This window comes from Actinosynnema sp. NPDC023658 (assembly GCF_040639995.1).
In the GTDB taxonomy this organism is placed as follows: domain Bacteria; phylum Actinomycetota; class Actinomycetes; order Mycobacteriales; family Pseudonocardiaceae; genus Actinosynnema.
On record NZ_JBFAAX010001109.1, the window covers coordinates 1 to 1,737 of the forward strand.

At 73.1% G+C, this 1,737-nt stretch carries 2 protein-coding genes; both read left to right on the forward strand.

Going from position 1 to position 1,737, the window contains the following annotated elements; genetic code table 11:
- The coding region (locus AB0G02_RS38595; protein WP_360804982.1) for a cellulose binding domain-containing protein at positions 1–606 on the forward strand (606 nt) is incomplete at its 5' end.
- Between the two features lie 221 nt (positions 607–827).
- Positions 828–1,721, forward strand: a complete 894-nt coding sequence (locus AB0G02_RS38600; protein WP_360804985.1) for a virginiamycin B lyase — start codon at positions 828–830, stop codon at positions 1,719–1,721.
- The last annotated feature ends 16 nt before the right edge of the window (positions 1,722–1,737 follow it).

Genomic DNA, 1,737 nt, shown 5'->3' on the forward strand with positions numbered 1-1,737 from the left:
GGCGACACCCAGCCGATGCCCGCGGCACAGCGCCACCTGCCCTGGCGGAGGATCGCCCTGATCGCCGGCGCCGTGGTGCTGCTCGCGGGCGGCATCGTGATCGGCAACTCGCTAGCCCGCGACGAGTCGCCGAGCAACGCCCAACCCGGCCCGACCTCGACCACCTCGACCTCGGCGGAGCCGACCTCGGCCACCACCGCCACGTCCGCGACCCCACCGGCGACCACCCTCGCGGACACCACCGTCCCGTCCCCCGACACCACGACCACGACGACGACGACGACCACCGCTGCGGTCGCGTCCTCCGACTGCCGGGCCCGCTTCGGGATCACCAACTCCTGGCCGGGCGGCTACCAGGCCCAGGTCACCGTCCGCAACGTCAGCGAGCACCCGCTGACCACGTGGACCGTGACCTGGCCGCGGCCGGACGGTCACGCCATCAGCAACCTGTGGAACGGCACCCTCGCCGTGGACGCCGACTCGGTGACGGTGACCAACCTGGGTCACAACGGGAAGGTACCGGCGGGGGGCTCGACCACGTTCGGCTTCACCGCGAACGGCCCCGGGACGCCGGACCCCGAGCTGAGCTGCACGTCAGGCGGCTGAACGGGCGTGCGCGAAGGGAGGTCAGACCGGCGCGGAGGCTGGGTTGCTCAACGTTCCGCGCCAGTCTGACCCGGCCGGCCGAAGCTGGCCTACCGTTCGCACACGCGTGTCCACGGCGTTCGTGGTCTACCCCGCACCGCGCACGCACACACGCATGATCGGGACAAAATTCGTGACGGTCACAACGAGGGCCGCCGAACTACGGAGAAGAACGCCGCGCCATGCCACCGACCATCGAGACGCACGTCGTCACCGACCGCGACAGCGGCCCGTACGCCATCACCACCGGCCCGGACGGCGCGCTCTGGTACACGGTGGTCCGCGCCGGCCGGATCGGTCGGCTGGTGCCCGGCGAGCAGCCGACGAGCTTCGCCCTCGACCCCGACCGCGGGCCGACGATCATCGTCGCGGGCGCGGACGACGCGCTGTGGTTCACCGAGTACCAGGCGCACCGCATCGGCCGGATCACCACCGGCGGCGAGATCACCGAGTTCACGCCACCGACGCCGGGGTGCGGTCCGTACGGGATCGCGGTCGGTCACGACGGGGCGCTGTGGTTCACCGAGGCCAACGCCGACCGCATCGGCCGGATCACCACCGACGGCGAGATCACCGAATTCCCGCTGCCGCTGACCGGAGCGTTCCCCTCGGCCATCACCGCCGGTCCGGACGACGCCCTGTGGTTCACCCTGAACCAGGCGAACGCCCTGGGCCGGATCGACGCGCGGGGCGAGGTCACCGTGCACCCGCTGCCGACGGACGCGGCCGGACCGGTCGGCATCTGCGCCGGCGCGGACGGCGCGCTCTGGTTCGTCGAGATCGCCGCGGGTCAGGTCGGTCGGATGACCACCGACGGCGCGGCCACCGAGTTCCCCCTGGCCGACCGCGCCGCCCGGCCGCACGCGATCGTGGCCGACGACCGCGGCAACCACTGGTTCACCGAGTGGGGCGCCAACCGGGTCGGCCTGATCACGCCCGACGGCTCGATCGGGTCCTACCCGCTGCCCGCGTCCCACGCCGAGCCGCACGGCCTCACGATCGGACCGGACGGCGCGCTGTGGATCGCCCTGGAGACCGGCGCGCTGGCCCGCGTCACCCCGAGCGCAACGCCCTGAACACGGGACGCCCGCC

Bases quoted from the DNA above. Each gene is read 5' to 3' on its own strand.
- AB0G02_RS38600 (WP_360804985.1), top strand. From the start codon at position 828: ATGCCACCGACCATCGAGACGCACGTCGTCACCGACCGCGACAGCGGC.